This is a genomic window from Microbacterium sp. PI-1, assembly GCF_004337555.1.
GTDB lineage: Bacteria > Actinomycetota > Actinomycetes > Actinomycetales > Microbacteriaceae > Microbacterium > Microbacterium aurugineum.
In genome coordinates, this window is the sequence record NZ_SJYZ01000009.1 from 122,708 (window position 1) to 145,951 (window position 23,244).

Genomic DNA, 23,244 nt, shown 5'->3' on the forward strand with positions numbered 1-23,244 from the left:
GTTGCACTTTGGCAACTAAAGGCGTATGGTTGACCTCGATCAACTTTCTACGCAGGAGCATTTCCCCTTGGCACACACCCCATCCGCAGTATCCGAGACACGCTCGGCACGCGAAGTCTTCACCGCGATCTCCGGGCTCGTCGTCGGCATGTTCGTCGCCGTGCTCTCCGGCACGGTCGTGTCGACCTCGATGCCGGTCATCATCGCCGACCTCGGCGGCACGCAGTCGCAGTACACCTGGGTGATCACGGCGAGCCTGCTGGCGACCGCGGTCTCGACCCCGATCTGGGGCAAGCTGGCCGACCTGGTCGACCGCAAGGTGCTCGTCCAGATCTCCCTCATCCTCTTCACCGTCGGCACCGTGATCGCCGGCTTCTCGACCGACACGAACATGCTCATCGCCGTCCGCGTCGTCCAGGGAATCGGTGTCGGCGGCCTGATGTCGCTGGTCATGATCGCGGTGGCTCTCATCATCTCCCCGCGTGAGCGCGGCAAGTACATGGGCGTCGTCGGTGGCATCATGGCCCTCGGCACCATCGGCGGCCCGCTGCTCGGCGGACTCCTCACCGACGTGTGGGGCTGGCGCTCCAACTTCTTCGTCGGCGTGCCCTTCGCGATCCTGGCCCTCGTGCTGCTGCAGTTCACCCTGCACCTGCCCAAGCCGCAGCGCGACTCGAAGGTGTCGATCGACTACTTCGGCATCGTGCTGCTCGCGGTCGGTGTCTCGACCCTGCTCATCTGGGTCTCGATGGGCGGCAACCAGTTCGACTGGGACTCCTCGACCAGCATCATGCTCGCCGTCACGGCCGGCGTCGCCATCGCCGCATTCATCACGGTCGAGTTCTTCGTCAAGGAACCGATCGTGCCGATGTCGCTGTTCCGCAATCGCACCTTCACGCTGTCGGTCGTCGCGTCGATCGCGATCGGCGTCTCGATGTTCGCCACCTCGGTGTTCCTCGCGCAGTACTTCCAGCTCGCTCGGGGCGCCACGCCCACCGAGTCGGGTCTCATGACCATCCCGATGATCATCGGTCAGATGGGCGCGTCGATCATCATCGGCCAGCTCGTGAGCCGGTTCGGCAAGTGGAAGGGGTGGATGCTGACCGGTTCGGTCCTGGCGACCGTGGGCGTCAGCCTGATGTCCACGCTGCGCTACGACACCCCGTTCCCGCTGGTCGCCGTGTACATGTTCGTCCTCGGTGCCGGACTCGGCATGGTCATGCAGAACCTCACGCTCATCGTGCAGAACGACACCGCCCCGCAGCAGCTGGGGGCCGCCTCGTCGAACGTGAACTTCTTCCGCACGATCGCGGGCACCATCGGCGTGACCGTGATGGGCTCGCTCCTGTCCACCAGCGTCGGCACGTACGTCACGGACGGGCTCGCCGGCTTCACGCCGACCTCGCAAGAAGAGGTCGACGCCTTGAAGCACCTCGCCTCGGGTGACGTCCCGAAGGTCGGGCAGCTGCCGGACACGATCCGCTCGATCGTCGAGAGCGCCTACGGTCATGGCATCGCCGACGCCTTCATCGTCGCGATTCCGCTCGCCGTGATCGCCATCGTCGCCATCGCGTTCATCAAGAACAAGCCGCTGTCGACGAAGAACGCCGCGGAGCAGATGCTCGAGCAGGCGGAGGAGTCGGTGATCGAGGTCTCCGAGGCCGAGGTCGGCGCCTCGCTCTCGACCGGAGCCATCCGGATCGACGGCGGGGAGTCCGCGACTCCGAAGACCGGTTCGGTGGGAGTGCTCGAACGCGAAGATCGGGACCAGGAGCGCTGACATGTCGTCCCCGGGAGCGGTCGCCTCGACGGATGTCGACAGTGCGCTCGGCGACCTGCAAGCGCATCTGAACCTCATCTTCGCGCGGACCAGGTCGCTGTGGAAGGAATCTGCAGCTCGGGTCCACCCCGAGCTGCAGGTCGCCGGCTACAAGCTGCTGACGTTCATCGATCGAGCGGGTACGGCCAACGCGCACGAGCTCGCAGACCGGTTCGAGATGGATAAATCGGTCATCAGTCGCCAGGTGCGGATGCTGGAGGAGCTGGCGCTTCTGGAGTCACGACCGGATGAGCGCGACGGACGACTCCGGGTGCTGACGGTCACGGCCGGTGCGGGTGCGGCGCTCGCGGAGGTCCGCCGCGAGTACGGCTCCCGCCTCCAAGCCGTGATCGATGAGCTCACCCCCGAGGAGATCCGCGCCGCGTCCAAGGTCTTCCGGCTGCTCGCAGAAGTGTGAGACGAAGCCCCGCTGTCACGATCGACAGCGGGGCTTCGCCGTACACTGGCGTTCTCGTGCAGTCCGTGGCGGGGGCTCGCGGCCCGTACCCGACATCGACGGTCACATCCAGATCCGATATGCCCGTGGCGAGCTTCACCTTGTGAAGGATCGGATTCTGGCTGCGTTGGTGCGGCGAACCCATCAGTAGGGGACCTCACCCCGGCTCACGAGCTACACCATGCCGCTCGTTCTTGCGTATCCAGGGTGATCGCACGCACCGCTTGACGCGTGTTGCGCGCTCTGTCGTGTTTACTCCGAATAGAGAGCCGCATCTAGTCCCGTGGCCCGATAGGGCACCGCAACAGGCGTAAGCAGAACTGGGAGTCCGCTATCAGCCGCGTATTTGTCCTGGAATTCGTACGCGTCATCTTCGACATCGAAAACACCGATGAAGCCAGGAGTATCTTCCAAGTGCACAATCCACACCCTCATGAACGGAATGTAGCACTGACCTCCGGGCCGCTCCGCCCCTCGAACGTCCTCAACCGGCACCGACGTCGCCCTCGCGGCGCGACTACAGACCGTCACGTACCGGTGCGGCAGGCCCATCGTCCGCAGGGTCTTCATCCGGTGATGGGGAACTGGGCGAGCCCGCGGTGAGCGCGAGCGCCGTGACAGCGGCGGTGGCCGCTGCTGCGATGCTGCGGCGCAGGTGACGAGCAATGCTCATGGTGGGACAGTAGCGCAGCAGCTGGCCACCCCCTTCGACGTACACTGGCGAGCATGAGCGCCTCCTCCGACGCCCCCGCCGAGACCCCCGAATCCGACGCCGACGCGGAACTGCTGGGGGACGCGGAGATCGATCACGCCATCACCCGGGTCGAACAGGAACTCGGGCGTCTCTTCGCACGGATCCGCGTGAGCTGGCGTGAGGCCGCGGCCACCGTGCACCCCGACCTGCAGCCGCTCGGCTACCAAGTGCTCACCTCCATTGCGACGGGCAAGGCGACCTCGGCCGGGGCGATCATCGAACGCCTGCAGACCGACAAGTCGGCTGTGAGTCGCCAGGTGCGCCAGCTCGAACAGCTGGGGCTCGTCGAGAGCATCCCGGATCCGGAGGACGGCCGGGCGCGCGTCCTCGTGGCCACCGACCTCGCGCAGGAGCGGGTCGCGCTCGCGCGGTCGCAATACGAGGGGCGCATGGGGGAGCGGTTGCGCAGGTGGACGGCAGCCGACCTCGACCATTTCGCCGACCTGCTCGCGGCGCTCGGCGGGAACTGAGGGAATACGGGGAGCGCGCCGGGCCTTACCTCCCACTGTGAATCTCTACGAACCCGCCCGCTTCGGCGCCCTCCCGCTGACCAATCGCGTCGTCATGGCGCCGCTCACCCGCACGCGTGCCGATGACGACGGTGTGCCGACCGCGACGATGGCGGAGTACTACCGGCAGCGCGCAGGACAGGGACTGATCATCTCCGAGGGCACGTGGCCGGCTCTTGAAGGCAAGTCCTACCCCGGGCAGCCGGGCATCGTCACGCCCGCACAGATCGAGGCGTGGAAGTCGATCACCGCGGCGGTCCATGCTGAGGGAGGAACGATCGTGATGCAGCTCATGCACGGCGGTCGTGTGGGTCACCCCGCGATCTCGGGGGAGCCCCGGGTCGTCGCTCCGAGCGCGCTCGCCGCACCGGGACAGACCCACACGCCCGAAGGCAAGGCCGATCTGCCCGTCGCCCACGCCCTCACGCTGGAGGAGATCCCCGAGGTCGTCGAGCAGTTCGCTCAGGCCGCACGTAACGCGATCGCCGCCGGCTTCGACGGCGTCGAGGTGCACGGTGCCAACGGCTACCTGGTGCACGAGTTCCTCTCGCCCGTGTCGAACGTCCGCGACGACGCGTACGGCGGGTCTCCCGAGAACCGGGCACGCTTCGCGATCGAGGTCGTGTCGGCCGTCGCTGCCGCCGTCGGAGCCGATCGCACCGGCATCCGTCTCTCGCCGCAGCACAACATCCAGGGTGTGCTGGAAGAGGACGACGCCGACGTACACGCGACCTACACGGCCGTCGCCGACGGGCTCGCGCCGCTCGGCCTCGCCTTCATCGACGTGCTCAACGCCGATCCTGCCGGCGAGCTCGTGCAGCACATCCGCCGCACGGCGGGCGCCCCGCTGATCGTCAACACCGGCTTCGCGATCGAGACGACGCGGGACGCCGCAGAGGCACTCGTCGCCGACGGCATCGCCGATGCGGTCGCTGCCGGGCGTCCGGTGATCGCCAACCCCGACCTGATCGAGCGCTGGCGTCAGGACTCCGAGCTCAACGAACCCCGCCCCGCGCTGTTCTACGGCCGGACCGCGGAGGGGTACACCGACTACCCATCGCTGGAGTCGGTGCGCGTCGGAGCCTGACCTGCTCATCCGTGGGAGGGTGGCCGTTCTGTTCACGACCAGGTCGGTGGGCCGGCCGTAGCGTGGGGTCCATGACATTGAGACTCGGCTTCATCGGCATCGTGACCCACGACATGGCGGCCTCGCTCGCCTTCTACCGCGCCCTGGGCGTCGACATCGCGGCGGGGCAGGACGATGCCCCGCACGTAGACGCCAAGCTCGACGACGGCGTGGTCCTGGCCTGGGACACGATCGAGACGATCCGTGGTTTCGACCCCGGGTTCGTGCCGGCGACCGGTGGGCACCGCATCGCCCTCGCCTTCGACAAGGGGTCGGCAGCGGGGGTCGACGCGGCTTTCGCTGCTCTCGTGAGCGCAGGGCACACGGCGCACGTCGAGCCGTGGGACGCACATTGGGGTCAGCGCTACGCCACGCTGCTCGATCCTGACGGGAACTCGGTCGACCTCTATGCGGAGCTTGCCGCGAACTGACCCGGACTGACGCCGACCAGCCGTCGGAACTCGCGCGAGAGATGAGGCTGGTCGGCGAAACCGGCCTCCGCGGCAGCGGTGACGAGGGGGGCTCCTCGCCGCAGCAGCGCCTGCGCACGGCGGGAACGTTCGAGGCGCATCAGGGTGGCGTACCCGTAGCCGAACGTCGACAGCATCCTCCTCCGGAAGGAGCGCTCCGAGGTCCCGTGCGCCGCGGCTGCGCGGGCCGCCGACTCGCTGGTCGCCGCGAAACGATACACGTCGGCGGACCAGCGGCTCGATTCCGCCGCGTCTCCCGCGAGTGAGGACACCGCGCCCGTCGAGCGCGCGCCGTCGGCGAACGGCACCATCGCCGCGCGCAGTCGTCGGGCATGCCCCCGAGAGGCGACGTCTTCGAGAGGAACGAGCTGGTCGGCGATCTCCGCGAGGTCGAGGCCGAGCAGGTGCCCGGCGCGTCCGGGAGGGAGGCGGAAGCCGAACGAGTCGCCGGCCCCGTCGCCGCCGGCCGTGATCCACCGCGTGGAGGGCCCGGCGACGGAGATGCAACCGTCCCGCAGGATCAGGTCGACGCAGCCGTCTGCGGGGATGGGCCCGCCACCCACGCTGCCACGAGAACGCCACAGTGCAGCTCCGTGGGGCAGGCGCGACTCGGAGAACACCCCGTCATTGTCTCAGGCGCGGACGGCGGTGGTCAGAGCACGATGTCACCGGCCGTGTCGAGGGCTCGCCATCCGGTCTCCCGTGCTCCCGGCTGCATGAGCACGTCGGAGGCGAGCAGTGGCCCGAGGTCGAGCCCGGTCAGGGTGGCGATGTCGGAGATGGGCACTTGGAACGTGCGGAACGCCGCCAATGGTGGGACGACGAGTGTCGTCTCACGGGTGTCGATCAGCGCGGACTGATCGAGCACGAAGCCGGCCGCAGTGAGCTCGTCTCCGCTGCGCCACGCGGCGATCTTCCAGAAGCGGCGCGGGATCCGGACACCCCGGTAGGGCGGGTCATCGTCGGCGAGGATCGGCGCGGTGAAGACCGACACGCGCTGGTCTGTGGTCTCGGCGTAGGCGAGCACGTGATCCTCGAGGCCGAGCCAGAGCTCCTTGGACTGGTTGAACGCCGCCGCCTGTGGTGCGGCGTTGGGATAGAAGAAGGTCGCCTCCGCCGCCGACCTCGCCTCGGAGAGTTCGCCCCAGCCCGGGTCGCGTCGCCGCACCAAGTGGCCGCGATCGAGATCGTTGCGCGCGTAGACCGCCGGTCCCGTCTGCTCATCGGCGGGGATCCGGGGATCGAGCCGCCACTCGCCCGTGCGGGGCAGTTCCCGGAGCCGGGCCCCGTCGATGTTGACCGCCGTCACCGCCGCCAGCCGGCGTGCAGGGTCGAGCAGCACGGTGAAGCGCGGGTAGGGGAGTTCACGGCTCGGTTGCGCGGGGCGCGGAAGCGGCAGTGGCGTGCCGAGGAAGTCCGGGTCGTAGCCGTCGGTCATGCTCCTATCGTGCACGGGGCCTCCGACGAGGGCTATCCGGATCGAAGGGCGCTACCTCTTTCGTCACCGGGCTCGACGATCACGTCGAGCGCAACTCCCTCGCAGCCGACGCGCGGAAGAGCGGCGAGACCGCTGCCGCGCACGGAGTCTCCCGTGGCCCATCGAGGATCGGTCGATACCACGACCCGACCGACGCCGTTCGTCAAGGTCACCTCGCATCCGAGTGCGGCGAAACGCGGAGTGAGGTCCTGTTCGACGGCCGACACCAGCAGGTCGAGTCCGGCGACTCCGATGCGCGCGCCGTCCACCTCGGCGGGGACCGCGATCGTGATCGTGTATTCGTCGCTGCACAGGTAGTCGACGTAGGGGCCGGCGACGTGCGGCTCTCCGGTGGCCATCGGCACCCGGAACCACTCCAGCGCGCTGTAGTCGATGTTCTCCTTGTTCAGTGACTGGGAGGCGAGAACGAGCTGTCTCCGATCCTCGCCCTGCCACCAGGCGAGGTGACTGTGCGCGTCGGTGAGGAGGTCGATCGCCGCGATGAATCCTGCTCCATAGACGGGTCTCTCCTGCAGGGCAAGGGTCGTCAGGGCGTGGGGTTCCACGAGCGTGTCGATCTTCGAGCGGGTGAGCGGGCCGGTCGCTCTCGCCTCGGTGACCTGGGCGGCGAACGGATCCACCCAGTCGAGGAGCGTGCGCACGGGCGCCGTGAAGTAGTCCTCCACGATCGCCGCTGCGGCCTGGATGGCGGTGTCGGTTGCTGTGTTCATCATCGCGTCCTCCTGTGCACGTCGATGGGGGCTGTGTTCTAGCCGGTGGTGGCCTGGAGCCGGATCAGGGCATCGATGGTCTCCGCCGCCATGAGCTCGGTTCTCGCCCCGGCGGCATCGGGGTCTCCGGCCTCCACGGCGTCGATCACGGCGGCGAGGTGAGCGGCCTGCCGTCGGAGGTTCTCGGTCTCGTAGGCGACGAGGCGCAGAAAGGGGGAGAGCTCCGCCTGCAGCTTCATCTGCTCGCGGGTGAGTCGCGCCGACTGGCTCAACGCGACGATCTCGATCTGCACGTCGTCGAGGAGGCGGCGCTGTGCTTCGGGGTCGAGGTCTTCGATCCGCTCCAGCCGGCGACGCACCCGCTGTGTTTCGCTGGGATCGGCGCGCCTCGCCGCGAGTCGGACGCATGCTCCGGTGATGGCGGCGTAGTGGGCACCGAGGTCTCGCAGTGCTAGGCGCGACGTGCGGCGCACGGCCTCTCTGGCGAAGGTGAGCGGATCGGCGTGCGCGGCGACGAAGCTGCCTCCGTTTCGCCCGCGGCGGGTGACGACGAGGCCGCGGCCCCGGAGGGCGAGGAGTGCTTCACGTACCGTCACCGGGGCGACCCCGAGGCTCTTGCTCAGGTCTGCTTCCGATGGGAGTCTCTCGCCGGCGCGGAGGTGCCCCCGCGTGATCGCATCGACCAGGCGACGCTCGACGAGTTCCGCCCTGCCTTCGTCGCCGATCGGCTGGAACAACGCCCCCTGGAGTCGATGCGGCTGCGCATGCTCCGTCTCTGTGTCGAGTCCGGGGGAGAGCTCCGCAGAGGCGTGCGTCGGGTGCGTCGTCGAGCTCGATCCCATCCTGCGATTCTCCCTTCCGCGATCACGATACCCAAGAAGTTCCTGTTGACATATTACCTATGGGTTTATATGTTTTGGTGAATCTTCCGAGTTCGACGACGATCTGAGGAGCGCGAGATGATCGCCACGGCACCCGCAGCACCCACAACACCCGAGGGCACACGCCCGGACGGGAGGGTGACTCTGAGCGGCGTCACCAAGTCCTTCGGCGAGTTCACCGCCGTCCGCGACCTCGACCTCGAGGTCGCGTCGGGGGAGTTCCTGTCGATGCTGGGCCCCTCCGGCTCCGGCAAGACCACGGTGCTGCGCATGATCGCCGGCTTCGAAGACGTCACCGCGGGCAGCATCCTCCTTTCCGGGGTGGACGTCACGCGTACGCCACCGCATTCGCGCCCGGTGAACACGGTCTTCCAGGACTACGCGCTCTTCCCGCACCTGACCATCGCCGACAACGTCGGCTACGGGCTCCGCGTGCGCGGCGAAGGCAAGGCCGCCCGGGCCGCCCGGGTGCACACCTCCCTCGAACAGGTTCGCCTCGACCATGTCGCCGACCGACTGCCCCACCAGCTCTCGGGCGGCCAGCGTCAACGCATCGCCCTGGCCCGAGCGCTGATCCTGCGCCCGCAGGTGCTGCTGCTCGACGAGCCGCTCGGCGCGCTCGACAAGCAGCTCCGCGAGCAGATGCAGATCGAGCTCAAGCAGATCCAGCGCGAAGTCGGAATCACCTTCATCTTCGTCACCCACGATCAGGAGGAGGCGCTCACGTTGAGCGACCGGGTCGCGGTGTTCAACGGCGGCCGGGTCGAACAGGTGGGTGCCCCTCGAGATGTCTATGAGCGACCGGAGACGGAGTTCGTCGCGCGGTTCCTCGGCCTCTCGAACCTCATCGGCGGGGAACTCGCCGAGGCCCTCACCGGTGACCGGCGGACGATGAGCGTGCGACCGGAGCGCATGCGGCTGAGGGGCCGCGATGCGGCGCTCTCCCCGGGGGAGGTCTTCCTCGACGGCACGATCACCGAGATCGTCTACACCGGCCCGGCCACCCGCTACCTGATCGCGACCGACGCGGGGATGGACGTCACCGCCGAACGTCCCAATGCCCGGCACTCCGCCGACGACGATCTCGCCCGCGGTCACCACGTCCGTGTCGTCTGGTCTCCCGACCAGGCGGCTCGGCTTCCCTGAAGAACGCAACAACCGAACACCCGATGCACACCTGCAGCACTGATCACGAAGGAGCGATCCATGCGTAAGAAGATCCTGGCCACCACGGCGATGGCAGCCGCCGCCGTCCTCGCCCTGTCCGGCTGTACCACCGGAGGTGAGGCCACCGAAGGCTCCGGCGAACTCCAGATCGACGTTCCCGACATCGCCATGCAGGATGCCCTCGGCGACTACGAGGGAGAGGTGAACATCGTCGCCTGGAGTGGATTCGTCGAGCCGGCGTGGAGCGACGCCTTCACGAGCGAGACCGGGTGCGTGGTGAACCGTCGTGTCGCCGGTACCAGCGACGAGATGGTCCAGCTCATGCGCACGGGCGACTACGACCTGGTCTCCGCTTCGGGGGATGCGAGCCTGCGTCTGATCGCCGGCGGCGACGTGCAGCCGCTCAACCTGGAGCTCATCCCGAACTTCGGCGACGACATCGTCGAGGGTATGAAGGGCCAGATCTACGACACGATCAACGGCAAGTCGTACGGCATCCCGATCGGTCGAGGCGCGAACATCCTGCAGTACAACAGCGAGATCGTCACCGAGGAGCCCACCAGCTGGGACGTCGCCTGGGAGAAGGACAGCCCGTATGCGGGCAAGGTCATCGCCTACGATGCTCCGATCTACATCGCCGACGCCGCGGTGTACCTGATGGCGCACGAGCCCGACCTCGGCATCACGAACCCGTACGCGCTCGACGAGGAACAACTGGAGGCAGCGATCGACCTGCTCAAGCAGCAGAACGAGATCGTCTCCGAGTACTGGTCCGACCCCGCGGCACAGATCACGTCCTTCGCGGGCGGGACCACCGTGCTCGGCACATCCTGGGAGGTGCTGCGCAAGCTCACGGAGGATGACAGGTTCAAGAGCGTGCTGCCCGAAGAGGGCTCGACCGGCTGGTCGGACGCCTGGATGCTGGCCACAGAATCGAAGAACCCGAACTGCGCGTACGCATGGATGGACTACTCGTCTTCCCCGGAGGTGAACGGCGCGATCGCGATGAACTTCGGCATGGCGCCGGCCAACGCCGCCTTCTGCGACACCAGCGAGGAGGCGAAGGCGCACTGCGAGTACTTCAACGCGACGGACGAGGAGTACTTCAAGAACGTCTGGTTCTGGACGACGCCGATCGAACAGTGCATCGACGGTCGCACCGACGTCACCTGCACCAACTTCCAGCAGTGGACGGACGCCTGGCTCTCGGTCAAGGGCTGAGCCGCCTCGAGGGGGTGGGTCGGCAGGCCCATCCCCTCATCCGCCCGCATCTTCCGCAACCACGAACGGGATCGACATGAAGCGCCGCCTCCGGATCGCCGGGCTCCTGGCCCTTCCGATGACCTGGCTCATCGGGATCTACATCTTCTCGCTGGTCATGCTCCTGGTGACCGCGTTCTGGATCACCGACCCCTTCACCTCGAAGGTGAAGCCGGGGTTCACGCTGCGCAACTTCGAGCAGCTCCTCGTCAATCCCGCCTACCTGTCGACATCGATGCGGACGCTGGGCATCGCGCTCGCGGTGACGGTGCTCGCCATCCTCATCTCGGTGCCTCTCGGCATCTTCATGGCCAAGATCGCGTCGCCGTGGCTCCGGGCGCTCCTGGCCGTATCGATCACCCTGCCGCTGTGGGCCGGGTACCTGGTGAAGGTGCTCGCGATGCGCATCACCTTCACCGAGCAGGGGTTCGCGAATTGGTTGCTGGCACCGTTCGGGATCTCCGGTCCGGGGTTCAGCGTGCTCACCGTCGTGCTCACCCTGACCTACCTGTGGCTGCCGTACATGGCGGTCCCGGTGTACACCGCGATCCGCCAGGTGCCGCCCAACCTCTTCGATGCGTCCGCCGACCTCGGTGCCGGATCATGGCGAACGATCGCATCGGTGGTCCTGCCGATCATCAAGCCGGCCCTCATCGCCGGCTCTGTCTTCACGTTCTCGCTGAGTCTCGGCGACTATCTGGTCGCCCGCTTCGTCGGCGGGGACACGCAGATGATCGGCAGCGTGATCGCGTCGAACATCAACCTGAACCCGCCGCTGGCGGCCGCGTACTCGCTGGTCCCCATCGCGTTCGTCGTCATCTATCTGGTGAGCGTGCAGCGCACCGGTGCTCTCGAAAGGATGTGAGTCGCATGCTGAGACTGTCCCGCACCTCGAAGGTCGTGCTCGGCGTCATCGTCGCGGTCGTCCTCGCCTTCATGTACATCCCGCTCGCGCTCGTGGTGCTCAACTCGTTCAACGCCGCGCGCATCGTGAGCTGGCCCGTGAGCGGGTTCTCGCTCGAGTGGTGGGGCAAGGCGTTCACCAGCGAACCGGTGCGCGCGGCGCTCCTGAACTCCGTGCTGGTCGCTTCCGGCGCAACCGTGATCGCCGTGATCCTCGGCACGCTCGTGGCCTTCGCCCTCCAGAGGTATTCGTTCTTCGGCCAGCGCGCCGTGAACCTCCTCGTGGTGCTGCCGATCGCGCTGCCGGGCATCGTCACCGGCGTCGCTCTCAACAACACGTACAACCAGATCCTCGAGCCGATCGGCATCCAGGTCGGCTTCTACGGCATGATCATCGCGCATGGCACCTTCTGCATCGTCATGGTGTTCAACAACGTGCTCGCCCGGCTGCGACGAATGAACCCCGGCATCGAAGAGGCCTCGAAGGACCTCGGTGCGAGCCCGTGGCAGACCTTCCTGCTGGTGACCCTCCCGCAGTTCCGCAGTGCGCTGATCGCCGGAGCGATCCTCGCCTTCGCGCTCAGCTTCGACGAGGTGTACGTCACGATCTTCACGGCTCCGCCGGGCGTCGACACCCTGCCGCTGTGGATCATGAACCAGATGGCGAGACCCAACGAGGCCAACGTCGTCAACGTCGTCGCGACGGTCGTCATCGTCGCGTCCTTCATCCCGGTGTGGATCTCACAGCGGCTGGGGAAGGAGGTCGACGAGCGCAACTGATGCAGTGCACGAGGGGGCGACGCCGAACCCGGCGCGCGTGACATCTGGGGACGACAGGTGGTTTCTACGATCAAAGGAGTTCGTTGATGGAAAAGCGCATGGGCGACGTCGTGTTCTCGCGACGTGCGCTGCTGGGCGGAATGCTCGGTGCGGGAGCGATCATGCTCGTCGGCTGCGGCCCGGATGAGACGGCACCGTCGCCGTCGGCAGGGAGTAGCGGAGGACATTACGACGTCATCGTCATCGGTGCGGGATCCGCGGGAATGGCGGCGGCACGGCAACTCGTCGACGCGGGCAAGAAGGTCATCGTGCTCGAAGCGCGAGATCGCGTGGGCGGACGGATGTGGACCGACCGCACGCTCCTGTCCATCCCGCATGAGCGCGGTGCTTCCCTCTGTCATGGCGGCCCCGACACAGAGACCTGGGCATGGGCGCAACAGCTCGGGATCAAGGCCAGAAAGTTCGAGAACACCTTCTCTCGCTACAGCCCCAGCACGCCGTGGGTCGGATGGGACTCTCCGGATTTCTATGCGTTCCCGGAGGGGGCGCTGGGGCTCCCGCTCCCGCTGCCGCAGCCGGGGGAGAAGGAGTCAGCGTTGCAGTACCTGGAGCGCCTCGGCATCGCTTCGAGCAATTACCCCCTGGCGCTTCTGGGAATCCAGGTCGACACGGAGCAGTTCGCTGTGTACCCGGCTTCGGGTGTGGTCGACACCCTGGCCACCTGTCTCACCGTCTCGAAGACCGGCGTGATCGAGCCCGACGACTATGCGGGCGACTACAAGCTGCTCGGCCCGTACGTCGACGTGCTGAACGCCGTGGGAAAGGGAGTGGACGTGCGTCTCGAGACGCCGATCGAGACGATCGACTACTCGGGATCCGGAGTGAGCGTTCAGGCGGGGGAGGAGGCTTTCGAGGCCGACGCCTGCGTCGTCACCGTTCCCATCGGCGTGCTGCAGGCGCGGTCGATCACGTTCTCACCGCCTCTCGAAGACGACCGGATGGCGGCCATCGACGCGGTGAAGCAGACGGTCGCCTACAAGACCATCCTCGAATTCGATCACCCAGTGCGGCCGCAAGACTTCGACATGGTGAACCAGCACGATGAGGGGCCCTGCCAATTCTGGGACGAGTCCACCGGGATGCCCGGCTACAACGGACAGCTCATCGTGGCGTGGGACACCGGTGACCGCGCACGGGAACTGCTCGCGCTCTCGGAGCAGGAGCGATACGACGCCGCGCTCGCCGGCGTCCGCAAGCTTGCCGGAGATCAAGGGCTGAACTGTGTGGGTGCCTCGAACTACGACTGGCGCAACGATGAGTTCGCTCTCGGCGCGTATGCGACGGGTGAGCGCGACCAGGAGACGATCTATCGGCCCGCGAAGGACACCCTGTTCTGGGCTGGTGCGATCAAAAGCTCCGTCGCGAGTGCGCACTCCAGCGGGCTCGAGGCAGCTCAAGCGGTTCTCGTCGCTTCCTCGTGACGCCTGAGCTGACCGGGGGGAGCGGAGTCGACACCCCTCCCCCGGGTCAGTCGTCGGTGCGGAAGCCGGCCACCTTGTGCGTGCCGTCGCAGAAGGGCTTGAGGGCGGAGAGGCCGCAGCGGCAAAGGGCGACCGTCCGGCGGTGCGGCGCGATCGGATCCCCCTCGACGGTCAGCACCTCGATGTCACCCCGCACCAGCAGCGGGCCATCGGGGTACGGCGTGATCGTCACAGGCTCCCGTGCGGCGCTCATACGCCCGCCCGCTGCCGAAGCGCGGAGGCCCCCGCCGTCCACGCCTCCAGAGTGGCGGTGCCACCCCAACCGTCCACCGTCAGGCAGGCGGCGGCCCCGAACATGATGTCGGGGAGCAACTCCGGATGGTCTTCGGCGAGGCTTCCCGCCAGATCACGGGCGGCGATCTGCTCGTGCACCGCATCCGCTTCCACATGCTCGTCGAAGTACGCCGTCACCGCGTCGTCGAAACCCAGACGACGCAAGCCGTCGGCGTACAGGCGGCAGGGGATGGAGGACGTCATCTCGTAGGCCGCCAGGTGTCCGACGATCGCGCCCACCAGGCGGCGGTTGAGGCCGAACAGCGACATCATGTTCAGCGAGGCGAGGGTGAGCGCGGGCAGATCGTCGATGTACGCGCCATAGGTCGCGTCGAGACCCGCGGCCGTCATCGCACGAGCGAAGAGCGCGGCGTGCACACGCTGTGGACGCCCGCCTCCGTACTCGTCGGACTGGATCTCGACCAGCGCTGCCTTGGCGCGACCGTCCAGCCGCGGGATCGCCCACGAGTGCGGGTCGGCCTCGCGCAGCGTGTAGGCCGAACGCTGGATGAGCATCTCCCGCGCCTGCTCCTCGGTCGCCTTCTTCACGAAGTAGCGCGAGAGGCTCGGCCCGGTGTCGGCCTCGGCGAGGGCGAAGAGGGCGCGGCCGACGGCATCCACGGTCGGGTCCGGCAAGTCGGGCGTCGGAATGCGCGCGCGCAGTGACCTCTCGAACGCCGCCTCGAGGACCTGTCTGGTCCGCAGGAGCGCGGGGTCCCACTCGAGGCCGGCGTCCAGCTGCGGCAGCGATCCGTAGGCGGAGGCGTAGAGGACGAACAGCGCGAGCTGGATGTCGTCGTCGCGCACGACGTCGGTGCTCGCTGCCACGGCGTCGGCGGCGAGTGCGGTGTGGTCGGACGCGGTGCCCTCCGTGAGACGTGCGATGACTGCGCGGCTCAGCGGGCCTCGATCGCGGAAGGCGAGGGCAGTGGGGGCGACGAGGGTGGATGCGGTCATAGGTCGGGCTCCTGACGATGGGGACAGGAGCATCCTGTGCGCAAACCTGTGACAGGTACAGGGACTTGACGCGGCGGCTCCGACGCCTCTCTAAGGGCAGGTCTCGAACGCGTACCCGTCGTCACCGGGCGTGACGAGATCACGGTCGCGGAGGACCATCGAGGAGGGCGCGTCGCCGTCTGCGCACATCTCGATGAACGGGCGGGGGAGTTCATCCGTGTACTCGATGTCGATGACGTGCTCTCCGTAGACCGCGGTGTACACGCCGCACTCCTGGTACACCGCGCATTCCTCGGTGACCGCGAAGTCGAAGCCCGCTCGCTCGTGCAGCGCGGAAGCGTCCTCCGCGGCGTTCTTCTGTCCGGCAGCAAGCCCCGCCGCGTGGGCGGCCTCGACGTAGAGGGTCGCCAGCGCGAGGTTGTCCTCGAGCGAGAGCGCGCCGTCCGACCGCGAGTACGAGTCGAGGTTGTCGAACTCCACGGCATCGAAACCCGACTCGGCGCAGCCCTCGATCCACGCGGTCACGGTGTCGGCGATCCGCTCTCGGCGCTCGGCGCTCGCCGTGTCGAGCAGGGCCTCATCCGGCCAATCCGGATCGAACACGACCTCGCCGTCGTGCCGCAGCAGGAGATCGTCGGGCCAGGAACCGAGCTCAGCCGGTTGGGTCTGGAAACCGTTGACGTAGCAGATCGAGTAGACGCCCGGTGCGGGATCGGCACCACGGTCGCGCCCCACGATGCCGACTTCCGACGCGGGATCATAGGCACCACCGAGCTGATAATCCGGAACGGCACCGGCCGGCGGGAGCGCAGGGGCGCGCTCGGACTGGGGCGTCGCCGGAGCAGCTGCACACCCTCCGAGCGTGAGCACCAGTGCCACGAGGGCGGAGAGCGGCGCGCCCCGGCGCGTCCGACCGTCGGGTCTGCGCGGGCCCCTCGACGAGGTCAATGCGGATCCGTGCCGGAGGCCGCGATGTCCGCCGGGACGGGCTCGGCCGGATTGCGACGGATGCCGATCCACGACACCACCCCGCCGATCACGAGCAGTATCGCGGTGACCCACGCCGCACTGTGGAACCCGTCGAGGTCGAGCTGCCCTCCGACGATCGTGGAGAGCATCGCGACCACGAGCAGCCCGGCGACGCGGGAGACGGCGTTGTTGACTGCCGAGGCGATGCCGGAGTGGTTCTCATCGATCGCACCGAGGATCGCGGCGGTCAGCGGGGCCACGGTGAGAGACAGACCGAGACCCATCACGATCATCGCGGGCAGCACCTGCCACCAGTAGTCGAAATCGTCGGCGACCGACAAGAGCATCAGTGCTCCGACGGCCATGATCAGCGGTCCGACCGTCATGAAGATGCGCGGACCCCACCTGCCCGCCCAGCGACCGGCGCGCGAGCTCACCAGGATCATCAGGATGGTCATCGGCAGGCTCGCGAGGCCGGCGGCCGTCGCGCTCAGCCCGGCACCCTGCTGCAGATAGACGCCCACGACGAAGCCGTTGAGCGACAGGGCGGCGTACACGAAGAGGGTGGCGAGGTTTCCCCAGCCGAAGTCGCGCACGCGGAACAGCCACAGCGGCATGAGCGGGGAGGCGGAGTGCTGCTGGCGCCACAGGAACAACCCGAACAGCGCGGCGCCGGCGACCGCGGGGATCCAGATGGCGGGCGACTGCCATCCCATGTTGGGCTGCTCGATCAGCGCGAACACCACGGCGCCGAGCCCGATCGCGCACAGGGCACCGCTCCACCAGTCGACCTTGATACCGCGCGGATGCTCGGGCAGATGCAGACGGGCCAGCAGGAACAGGGTGATCGCGATGGGGACGACGTTGATGAGGAAGACGAACCGCCAGGAGATGAAGTCGACGAACAAGCCGCCCAGCAGCGGCCCGACCAGTTGCGCCCCCGTGGTGAACGCGGTCCACACCCCGATGGCCCGGGCCTGGACATCGGCGCGCATGGTCGCGGTGATCAGCGCGAGCGAGCTCGGGACCAGCAGTGCTCCGGCGGCGCCCTGTGCGGCCCGGGCGACGATCAGCATCAGCGGGTCGACGGCGGCGGCGACCGCGATGGAGGCGATGCCGAAGGAGACCAGGCCGATGCGCATCACGAGGACGCGTCCGTACGCGTCGGAGACGGAGCCTGCGAGCAGGATCAGGGCGCTGAGAGTGATCAGATACGCGTCGACCACCCACTGCTGTGTGGTGATGCCGCCGCCGAGTTCACGACTGATCGCCGGCAGTGCGACGTTCACGACCGTGCCGTCGAGGAACGTCACGAACGAGGCGAGCACGGCGATCGAGATCACGAGGCGCTGGAGAGGGGCGAAGGATGCCACAGGCCGACCTTACTCCCGGTGACGGACCCCGGGGGCGGTGGGGGGTCAGGCCACCGGTGCCGGGGTGCCTGCGGCGAGCAGACGGGCGAGCATCGGCGTCCCGCCCTGGTCGAGGGCCCGACGTTGCCGGTCGGCGCCGGTGCCGACCGCCCGCAGTCGGGCGATCCCTTCGCGGACCCGCTCGTCGTCGCCGAGGTCACGGAGAGTGGGGGCGATGACGGCGAGCATCCGATCGGCGACCGCCCAGGCGGCGGCGACCGCTCCGGTCGTGGGATCGATCATGCGGGCGTCCATCCCGTGGCGGGCGGCCGTCCACAAGGAGGCGTCGAGGCCGTCGATCCCGGCATCCCCGTGCGGCTGCTCGTCGGTGAGGACGATGGCGCGGGAGAGGACGGCGGCGAACACGGCATCCTCCGCGGTCAGCTGCGCGTCGAAGACCCGAAGCTCGACCGTGGGGAAGCGATCCGAGATCCGCGCCGCCCAGGAGAGGGCCGCCGGGTCGGTGATCGCCCGCAGATCGACGAGCCGCTCCACCTGCGTGCGGTAGTCGTCGACGTCGCGGAACCGGGGTGGGCTCCACGATCCCGGCAACCGGCGGATCAGGATGCTCCGCCAGCTCGAGAAGCTCGAGTCGCGTCCGCCCGCGAAGGGGCTGTTGCCGGTGAGGGCGAGCAGCACCGGGAGCCAGCCCCGCACCCGGTTGAGTGCGCGCACCCGTTCCTCGTCGTCGAGCACCTCCACATGCACATGCAGGCCGTTGACCTCGTGGTCACGGGTGAGGTGGCCGAGCCACGACGCGACGTCGTGGTAGTGCGCGGAGGGCGACACCGTCGAGGAGCGGGTCGTCGCGAAGGGGGTGCCGGTACCCGCGGCGATCGCGCTCTGCTCGCGGGCGTGCCAGCCTATCAGGCCGCGGAGATGGGTCGACTGCTCCTCCGCCTCCGTGGCGGTCGACACCGGCTCCGTGAGGCATTCGATCTGCGAGGTCAGGTACTCCTTCGTGACCTCACCGCCCGTCCGCAGCCGGGTGATGCGCTCGCGGGTCCCCGCGGCGAGGGTGACCGGCGTGAGGGAGCGCGCATCGACGAAGAGGAACTCCTCCTCGATGCCGAAGCGCGTCATCCGCAGCCTCAGTGATCTCTGAGCGCGGAGATCAGCTCCGACTTCCGCTTGCCGCTGTAGCCGGTCAGGCCCAGCTCCTTGGCGCGTCTGCGCAGCTCGGGGACCGTCCAGTCCTCGTAGTCGCCGTGCTCCCCGCCGCGGCGCCCGACCGCACTGCGGCCCTCTTTCGCGGCGGCGTTCGAGATGCGCGCGGCTTTCTCCTTGGATGCCCCGTCGTTCCGAAGCTCTTCGTACAGCTCGGGATCCTTCAGCGAGTTCTCGCGTCTTCCTGGCATGTGCTCGTCTCCTTCGCGCACTCGGAGGGTGGAAGTCAACCCCCTCGGGCAGATGGTCTTCTCGGGCTAGCGTGAGGGCACCGCAGTCGGGCGTCCGCGCCTGCCGAAAGAAGGGAAAGACCGATGAACATCCTCCTGATCATCGTCATCGTCGTCGCCGTGATCCTTGCGATCACCGGAGGACTGGTGCAGTCGCTCCAGTTCCTCCTGTGGGTCGGGCTCGTCCTCCTCGCGATCGCTGTGATCGCCTGGTTGATCCGAGCGATCAGCGGCAGCCGCAAGGTCTGACGACTCACAACGTCTGACCCATCGAGGTGAGGCCCGCCCTTCGGCGGACCTCACCTCTTCGGTGTCCGGGGGACCGGTCCTTACTTCTTGTCGAACGCGTCGCGGACGCTGTCTCCGGCCTTGCCGGCTGCGTCCTTCACGTCCTCGCCGGCCTGCTTGGCCGAAGCCTTCACCTGGTCCGCCTGGCCCTCGGCCTCGAGTCGCTCGTTGTCGGTGAGCTTTCCGACGCCTTCCTTGACCTTTCCGGCGGCCTTCTCGGCAGCGTGCTTCATGTCGTCTGCAGCACTCATGTTCTGCTCCTCTCGTGGGCGGATTCGATTGGGTCCGACCTTTCCACGCGGGCGCGGAAGCAGCTACGGGATTGACAATCGAGGCGGGTCGTGTCAACGTTCTGCCCCCCCATCGACGCAGCGGGTGCGGAGGACTAGCCTGGCGCCAGGCGGGTGGTCGTGCCCGTCGACCCGACCGAGGAAGCGGTGTGCGATGGACTCGATGATGATGGGCGCCATGTCGAAGAACATGGAGTCGATGCCGGACATGCAGATGATGGACATGTCGGTGGTGCAGGCGTGCATGGATGCGTGTGCGGCGTGCGAACAGGCCTGCACGGTGTGTTCGACGCAGATGATGGACTGTTCTCCGGCCTGCATGAACTGCGCGGACATGGCGAGCACGATGATGCGATCGATGCTGCGGATGCAGGGGATGACGCCGGCCTCGATGATGGCCATGCTCGATGCGTGCATCGCCATGTGTCAGACCTGCATGGATGAGTGCATGGAGCACGCCGACATGAGCGAGGTCTGCCGCCTGTGCGCTCAGGCCTGCCAGGCGTGCATGGACGCGTGCGCGGCGATGAGGGACATGATGATGGCGGGTGCCTGAGCCGCGGTCGGCTCAGACGGCGGCGACGTTGAACTGCGTGCGTCCCACCGCGAGGACCGCGTAGCGGGCGTGCAGCGCCACCGGTGTTCCGGGCCCCGCCTCGAGTGCCGCGCCCGAGGCGTTCCACAGCGCGTGCACGGCGCCGTCGAGCGTGCGCACGACGAGGTCGCCCGCCACCGGGTCGGACGCCTCCACGATGCCGTCGACCCATTCCGCGGAGGTCGCCGAGGCGATGCGCGCCTGGATCAGGTGCAGAGCGTGACCCGGAGCGAAGGACGAGCAGCGGCCGCCGTTGCTGCACATGCACGCCGCACGCTCACGCACCGGGACGGGCGAAAGGCGGTTGAGCGGCGTGGACACGGTGGTCTCCTTCGGATCGATGTTCTGAAAAGAGTAGGTCGCCTGCCGATCCCGGGCGAGGCGGCCCGACATGCGGCGAAACATACGGGTGTAGAATCGCCGGGTGCTGTCGTCGATGAGCGCCCCTCGGGCGCAGAGCGGAGCTGCAGGCGCCCCTCGCGCCGCAGACAGAGGCTGAGGACCGGCCGGAGGCGGAACCCCGTCGCCGGTGTCGCGTCGTACCCGGCTTCCCTGTCCGGGCTCCTCACTCCGATCGACTCGCCCGTCGCGGCGAAAACCTGAAAGCACTGCTCCCATGCGTCCCATCGACGAGCGCGCCATCCGCGCCTCCTTCCTCAACGCCTCCCGCAAGGAGGTCTCCGACCTGTCCCTTCCGCCCGGCTTCGCTGAGATCGACTTCGAGCGGCTCGACTTCCTCGGCTGGGTCGACCCGAAGATCCCCCGTCGGGCCTACGTCGTCACCTGGGTCGACGACGCCGTGGTGGGCGTCTTCCTGCAGCGCGCCGAGCAGCGGGTGCTCGCCCGCGCCCAGTGCTCGTGGTGCGAAGACGTCACGCTCCGCAACGACGTGCAGCTGTACGTCGCGCGCAAAGCCGGACCTGCGGGGCGCAAGGGCGACTCCGTGGGCGTCCTCACGTGCGCCGAGTTCGGCTGCAACCGCAACGTGCGCATCCTGCCGCCGCTGGCCTATCAGGGCTTCGACCGGGAGTTCGCGCGCGACTTGCGCATCCTGCGCCTGCAGGAACACGTGGCGGGATTCCTCGCCGAAGTCGGCGGGCGCGCGGACTAGACGGAATGTGCGCGCTCGGTGATCCGGGCGCGCACGTGCTCCCACGCAGGTTCCGCCAGAGCCGCCGACCGGCGGGCGAACTCGTCGAAGCTGCGCCGACCGGGCCAATCCGTCGGCAGCATCGACGGCGGCAGGCCCGGGTCGGTGTACGGCAGCACCCGCCAGCGGTCGATCAGCTGCACAGACGCGGCGAAGGGCTCCGTCGGCAACGTCGCGAGAGACGCCTGGAAGGCGAGGTGCTCGGCGCGCAGCGCGTCGAGGTCCCACCACTGGGCAGCCGCCTCGACGAGCGTGCCGGCCGGGGCAGGGGCGGAGGCCAGGAACAGCGTCGTCCAGCGCCGCGCGTCGAGCTCGTGGAGGATCTGCAGGGCCTCGTCCTTGAGGTGCCCGGGACAGATCCACAGCGCGGGCGACACGACTCCGGCACCGATCCACTGCAGTCGGCGACGCAGTTGATGACGGGTGCTGCGAGCGCTCTCCGGGATCGAGAAGGAGACCAGGCACCACGGGTCGGTATCCGTCATCTCGCGCATCTCGAAGATGCGACGGTCGCCGCGCTCCAGCATCGGGATCGCGGCCGGGTTCAACCGGTAGCCGATCGTGTCGTCGCGCTCGGCGAGCAGCAGCCCTTTCTGCTTGAGGCGGGTGATACCGGTGCGGGCTTGCGTGGGCGGGATGCCGAGGTCTCCCGCGAGTGCCACCAGGTCCGCCGCCGAGATCCATCCGCCGAGAGGACGCAGGAAGACGCCGATGAACGTCCGCAGCAGCGAGGCCGTGCTGCCGGGACGCGCATCGATGTCGTCGAGGACGGGGGCGTCCGGGAAGTCAGAAGTCACCGGACTCCAGCGCGTCGCGGACGGCGAGCACACCCGTGATCGTCTCGACGTGCGAGGTGCTCAGCGGGGAGAGGCCGAGGCGGATGCCGTCGGGGAAGCGGAAGTCCGGGATGATCCCCTCCGCCCACAGCTTCCGCGTCACGTCCCGGAAGTCGGCATGGCCGATCGTCACGTGTCCGCCCCGGAGTTCGGCGTCGCGCGGGCTGAGCAAGCGCACCCCGAGGGGCGCGAGGACGGCATCGTAGGCGCGGACCGCCAGATCGGTCAGGGACCGGGATTTGGCACGCACGCTCTCGATCGTCGACCCCTCGATCAGGTCGAGCATCCCCTGCATCGCGAGCATCGATGTGACCGGCGGTGTGCCGCTGAGCAGCTGGCGGATATCGCCGGACGGCACGTACTCGGGGCCCATCGCGAAGATGTCGGCGGCACTCCACCACCCCTGGATCGGCTGCCGCAGCACTCCGTGGAGCCCGCGGCGGAGGTACGCGAAGGCGGGGGATCCCGGGCCACCGTTCAGGTACTTGTACGTGCAGCCGACCGCGAGGTCCACGCCCCAGTCGTCGAGCTGCATCGGCACGACGCCGGCGGAGTGACACAGATCCCACATCATCAGCGCGCCGGCCTCGTGCGTGACCGAAGTGATGCCGGGCATATCCGCCAGGGCTCCGGATCGGTAGTCGACGTGGCTGAGCGACACCAGGGCCGTGCGCTCCGAGACGACCGCGGCCACGTCGGCGACGGTCACTCCGGCCACGGGGTCGGGTTCCAGCCAGCGCAGGGTCAGGCCGGTCTCGGCGGCGACGCCTTCGGCCAGGAAGCGGTCGGTGGGGAAGTTCCCCGCCTCGATCACGAGTTCCGTCCGGGTGGGATCGGCGGTCGCGGCGGCACGCATGAGCTTGTAGATCAGCACGCTGGTCGAATCGGCCACGACGGTCTGGCCCGCGCCGGCTCCGAGTGCCACGCGTCCGATGCGGTCGCCCAACTCCATCGGCAGCGCCATCCACTGTTCGTCCCAGGAGCGGATGAGCCGGGTGCCCCAGTCCTCGCGCACGAACGCGGCGAGCTTCTCGGGGATGTCGCGCAGCGGACGGCCGAGGGAGTTGCCGTCGAGGTAGGCCGTGACCCCCGGGGCGTCGGCGAACGCGTCGAGGTGCGAACGCAGCGGGTCGGCGGCGTCGAGGGTGCGCGCGAGGTCGAGCAGTTCACGGTCGAGGGGGTCGGTCATGTCACACCTTCAG

Annotated in this window: 28 protein-coding genes; 13 read left to right on the plus strand and 15 right to left on the minus strand. The window is 68.2% G+C overall.

The window, feature by feature from the left end; genetic code table 11:
• Positions 1–67: 67 nt before the first annotated feature.
• Together E0W80_RS09855 and E0W80_RS09860 are read left to right on the plus strand one after the other, a co-directional pair.
• Positions 68–1,780, plus strand: coding sequence for a DHA2 family efflux MFS transporter permease subunit (locus E0W80_RS09855; RefSeq protein WP_131492305.1), 1,713 nt, complete (start codon positions 68–70; stop codon positions 1,778–1,780).
• A gap of 1 nt (position 1,781) precedes the next feature.
• Positions 1,782–2,237: a MarR family transcriptional regulator gene (locus E0W80_RS09860; RefSeq protein ID WP_047524442.1), complete on the plus strand. Its 456-nt coding sequence runs from the start codon at positions 1,782–1,784 to the stop codon at positions 2,235–2,237.
• 556 nt (positions 2,238–2,793) lie between these two features.
• Here E0W80_RS09860 and E0W80_RS19135 read toward each other — a convergent pair.
• A complete protein-coding gene (locus E0W80_RS19135; RefSeq protein ID WP_165875434.1) occupies positions 2,794–2,949 on the minus strand; it encodes a hypothetical protein in 156 nt (51 codons plus the stop codon).
• A 53-nt stretch (positions 2,950–3,002) separates the two neighbouring features.
• Between E0W80_RS19135 and E0W80_RS09865 the strand changes: the two genes are divergently transcribed.
• The 3 genes from E0W80_RS09865 (at position 3,003) to E0W80_RS09875 (ending at position 5,096) form a co-directional block, all read left to right on the plus strand.
• Positions 3,003–3,500, plus strand: coding sequence for a MarR family transcriptional regulator (locus tag E0W80_RS09865; protein WP_131492306.1), 498 nt, complete (start codon positions 3,003–3,005; stop codon positions 3,498–3,500).
• 37 nt (positions 3,501–3,537) lie between these two features.
• Positions 3,538–4,626: an alkene reductase gene (locus E0W80_RS09870; protein WP_131492307.1), complete on the plus strand. Its 1,089-nt coding sequence runs from the start codon at positions 3,538–3,540 to the stop codon at positions 4,624–4,626.
• A gap of 71 nt (positions 4,627–4,697) precedes the next feature.
• On the plus strand, positions 4,698–5,096 hold the full coding sequence (locus E0W80_RS09875) for a VOC family protein (protein ID WP_047524445.1): 399 nt from the start codon (positions 4,698–4,700) through the stop codon (positions 5,094–5,096).
• Here the strand turns inward: E0W80_RS09875 and E0W80_RS09880 are convergent.
• Genes E0W80_RS09880 through E0W80_RS09895 form a run of 4 tightly spaced genes read right to left on the minus strand, consistent with a single transcriptional unit; the run spans position 5,072 to position 8,185 of the window.
• Entirely contained in the window at positions 5,072–5,755 is a 684-nt protein-coding gene (locus E0W80_RS09880) for a helix-turn-helix transcriptional regulator (protein ID WP_131492308.1), read from the minus strand. The two genes, E0W80_RS09875 and E0W80_RS09880, sit on opposite strands and share 25 nt — an antisense overlap.
• A 32-nt stretch (positions 5,756–5,787) precedes the next feature.
• On the minus strand, positions 5,788–6,573 hold the full coding sequence (locus E0W80_RS09885) for a DNA/RNA non-specific endonuclease (protein ID WP_131492309.1): 786 nt from the start codon (positions 6,571–6,573) through the stop codon (positions 5,788–5,790).
• Between the two features lie 32 nt (positions 6,574–6,605).
• Positions 6,606–7,346: a cache domain-containing protein gene (locus E0W80_RS09890; RefSeq protein WP_227991800.1), complete on the minus strand. Its 741-nt coding sequence runs from the start codon at positions 7,344–7,346 to the stop codon at positions 6,606–6,608.
• Positions 7,347–7,381: 35 nt separating this feature from the next.
• On the minus strand, positions 7,382–8,185 hold the full coding sequence (locus tag E0W80_RS09895; protein WP_131492310.1) for a GntR family transcriptional regulator: 804 nt from the start codon (positions 8,183–8,185) through the stop codon (positions 7,382–7,384).
• A 117-nt stretch (positions 8,186–8,302) separates the two neighbouring features.
• Between E0W80_RS09895 and E0W80_RS09900 the strand changes: the two genes are divergently transcribed.
• The 5 genes from E0W80_RS09900 to E0W80_RS09920 all read left to right on the plus strand — a co-directional run bounded on the left by E0W80_RS09900 (position 8,303) and on the right by E0W80_RS09920 (position 13,815).
• Complete coding sequence (locus E0W80_RS09900; RefSeq protein WP_131492311.1) at positions 8,303–9,370, plus strand: ABC transporter ATP-binding protein; 1,068 nt, start codon at positions 8,303–8,305, stop codon at positions 9,368–9,370.
• 60 nt (positions 9,371–9,430) lie between these two features.
• Positions 9,431–10,612: an extracellular solute-binding protein gene (locus E0W80_RS09905; protein WP_131492312.1), complete on the plus strand. Its 1,182-nt coding sequence runs from the start codon at positions 9,431–9,433 to the stop codon at positions 10,610–10,612.
• Between the two features lie 76 nt (positions 10,613–10,688).
• Positions 10,689–11,516, plus strand: coding sequence for an ABC transporter permease (locus E0W80_RS09910; protein WP_131492313.1), 828 nt, complete (start codon positions 10,689–10,691; stop codon positions 11,514–11,516).
• A 5-nt stretch (positions 11,517–11,521) separates the two neighbouring features.
• Positions 11,522–12,334 carry an ABC transporter permease gene (locus E0W80_RS09915; protein WP_131492314.1) on the plus strand — a complete coding sequence of 271 codons (813 nt, stop codon included), beginning with the start codon at positions 11,522–11,524 and terminating at the stop codon, positions 12,332–12,334.
• Positions 12,335–12,420: 86 nt separating this feature from the next.
• Entirely contained in the window at positions 12,421–13,815 is a 1,395-nt protein-coding gene (locus tag E0W80_RS09920) for an NAD(P)/FAD-dependent oxidoreductase (RefSeq protein ID WP_131492315.1), read from the plus strand.
• A gap of 46 nt (positions 13,816–13,861) precedes the next feature.
• Here the strand turns inward: E0W80_RS09920 and E0W80_RS09925 are convergent, their stop codons facing one another.
• From E0W80_RS09925 to E0W80_RS09950, 6 genes are all read right to left on the minus strand, one after another.
• Positions 13,862–14,068, minus strand: a complete 207-nt coding sequence (locus E0W80_RS09925) for a CDGSH iron-sulfur domain-containing protein (protein WP_131492316.1) — start codon at positions 14,066–14,068, stop codon at positions 13,862–13,864.
• On the minus strand, positions 14,065–15,105 hold the full coding sequence (locus tag E0W80_RS09930) for an iron-containing redox enzyme family protein (protein ID WP_131492317.1): 1,041 nt from the start codon (positions 15,103–15,105) through the stop codon (positions 14,065–14,067). The genes E0W80_RS09925 and E0W80_RS09930 overlap by 4 nt, the downstream gene beginning before the upstream one ends.
• 90 nt (positions 15,106–15,195) lie before the next feature.
• Positions 15,196–16,053: an endo alpha-1,4 polygalactosaminidase gene (locus E0W80_RS09935; RefSeq protein WP_131492318.1), complete on the minus strand. Its 858-nt coding sequence runs from the start codon at positions 16,051–16,053 to the stop codon at positions 15,196–15,198.
• The gene (locus E0W80_RS09940; RefSeq protein ID WP_131492319.1) at positions 16,050–17,447 is read right to left on the minus strand and encodes an MFS transporter; all 1,398 of its coding nucleotides are present in this window, start codon (positions 17,445–17,447) and stop codon (positions 16,050–16,052) included. Before E0W80_RS09940 ends, E0W80_RS09935 begins: the two co-directional genes overlap by 4 nt.
• A gap of 45 nt (positions 17,448–17,492) precedes the next feature.
• Entirely contained in the window at positions 17,493–18,569 is a 1,077-nt protein-coding gene (locus E0W80_RS09945; protein ID WP_131492320.1) for a YbdK family carboxylate-amine ligase, read from the minus strand.
• An 8-nt stretch (positions 18,570–18,577) separates the two neighbouring features.
• Positions 18,578–18,844: a Rho termination factor N-terminal domain-containing protein gene (locus E0W80_RS09950; RefSeq protein WP_131492321.1), complete on the minus strand. Its 267-nt coding sequence runs from the start codon at positions 18,842–18,844 to the stop codon at positions 18,578–18,580.
• A gap of 123 nt (positions 18,845–18,967) precedes the next feature.
• On the opposite strand from E0W80_RS09950, the gene E0W80_RS19140 reads away from it, so the two are divergent.
• Positions 18,968–19,132 carry a hypothetical protein gene (locus tag E0W80_RS19140; protein WP_017201713.1) on the plus strand — a complete coding sequence of 55 codons (165 nt, stop codon included), beginning with the start codon at positions 18,968–18,970 and terminating at the stop codon, positions 19,130–19,132.
• An 80-nt stretch (positions 19,133–19,212) separates the two neighbouring features.
• On the opposite strand, the gene E0W80_RS09955 is transcribed toward E0W80_RS19140, so the two are convergent.
• Positions 19,213–19,422 carry a CsbD family protein gene (locus tag E0W80_RS09955; protein WP_047524645.1) on the minus strand — a complete coding sequence of 70 codons (210 nt, stop codon included), beginning with the start codon at positions 19,420–19,422 and terminating at the stop codon, positions 19,213–19,215.
• Positions 19,423–19,639: 217 nt separating this feature from the next.
• Here E0W80_RS09955 and E0W80_RS09960 point away from each other — a divergent pair, with 217 nt between their 5' ends.
• Positions 19,640–20,017 carry a hypothetical protein gene (locus E0W80_RS09960; RefSeq protein ID WP_240740505.1) on the plus strand — a complete coding sequence of 126 codons (378 nt, stop codon included), beginning with the start codon at positions 19,640–19,642 and terminating at the stop codon, positions 20,015–20,017.
• A gap of 12 nt (positions 20,018–20,029) precedes the next feature.
• On the opposite strand, the gene E0W80_RS09965 is transcribed toward E0W80_RS09960, so the two are convergent.
• The gene (locus E0W80_RS09965; RefSeq protein WP_227991796.1) at positions 20,030–20,449 is read right to left on the minus strand and encodes a DUF1380 domain-containing protein; all 420 of its coding nucleotides are present in this window, start codon (positions 20,447–20,449) and stop codon (positions 20,030–20,032) included.
• A gap of 223 nt (positions 20,450–20,672) precedes the next feature.
• Here E0W80_RS09965 and E0W80_RS09970 point away from each other — a divergent pair, with 223 nt between their 5' ends.
• The gene (locus tag E0W80_RS09970; protein WP_131492322.1) at positions 20,673–21,167 is read left to right on the plus strand and encodes an FBP domain-containing protein; all 495 of its coding nucleotides are present in this window, start codon (positions 20,673–20,675) and stop codon (positions 21,165–21,167) included.
• On the opposite strand, the gene E0W80_RS09975 is transcribed toward E0W80_RS09970, so the two are convergent.
• Together E0W80_RS09975 and E0W80_RS09980 are read right to left on the minus strand one after the other, a co-directional pair.
• Positions 21,164–22,003 carry a PaaX family transcriptional regulator C-terminal domain-containing protein gene (locus E0W80_RS09975; RefSeq protein WP_131492323.1) on the minus strand — a complete coding sequence of 280 codons (840 nt, stop codon included), beginning with the start codon at positions 22,001–22,003 and terminating at the stop codon, positions 21,164–21,166. The two genes, E0W80_RS09970 and E0W80_RS09975, sit on opposite strands and share 4 nt — an antisense overlap.
• A complete protein-coding gene (locus E0W80_RS09980) occupies positions 21,993–23,231 on the minus strand; it encodes an aminotransferase class V-fold PLP-dependent enzyme (RefSeq protein ID WP_131492324.1) in 1,239 nt (412 codons plus the stop codon). Before E0W80_RS09980 ends, E0W80_RS09975 begins: the two co-directional genes overlap by 11 nt.
• Between the last annotated feature and the right edge of the window lie 13 nt (positions 23,232–23,244).